This is a genomic window from Mycolicibacterium komossense, assembly GCF_025822605.1.
Taxonomy (GTDB): domain Bacteria; phylum Actinomycetota; class Actinomycetes; order Mycobacteriales; family Mycobacteriaceae; genus Mycobacterium; species Mycobacterium komossense.
Genome location: NZ_JACKTY010000044.1, coordinates 1 through 495, shown reverse-complemented (window position 1 = coordinate 495; position 495 = coordinate 1). Strand labels below are relative to the sequence as shown.

Sequence of the window (495 nt, the reverse complement as noted above, 5' to 3'; positions counted from 1 at the left end):
TGGACGCGGCGGGCCACCACGATCGGCGAGTTGGGCTCGACGGTGAATCGCCCGACCGAGGAGACGATGGCCTCGTCGTCGAACTGCTGTGTGACGTCGTGTACGAGCAGGACGACCTTGCTCGCGGCGACCAGTGCGTCGTGGCGGTCGGCCATGGCCGTGGCGCCGGTGTGCGACTGTTCGCCGAGTACCTCGATGTCCAACTTCTGGGTGTACCACGAGTAGTCCACCGCCCCGAGCGTGATGCCTTCGCGTTCGAGGATGCGGCCCTGCTCGATGTGGATCTCCGCGTATCCGGCGACCTCGGGTCGCGGGTCACTACCGCGGTAGCCGATGGCCGTCAGGGCTTCGGCCACCGAGACGCCGGAAAGGTCGCGCACGTCGAGCATCTCGTCTTCGGACATGAGTCCGGCGAACACCGATGAGCCCATGATCGACGGCGCGAACCGGCCGCCCTCCTCGTTGAACCAGTTGACGACACCGAGGTTGTACTGG

The 495-nt window shown here is 66.3% G+C and carries 1 protein-coding gene; it reads right to left on the bottom strand.

What is annotated here, in order from left to right; genetic code table 11:
• Positions 1 to 495: zinc-binding metallopeptidase family protein (locus H7J73_RS26695; RefSeq protein WP_264070803.1), on the bottom strand; the 495-nt coding region annotated here is incomplete at both ends.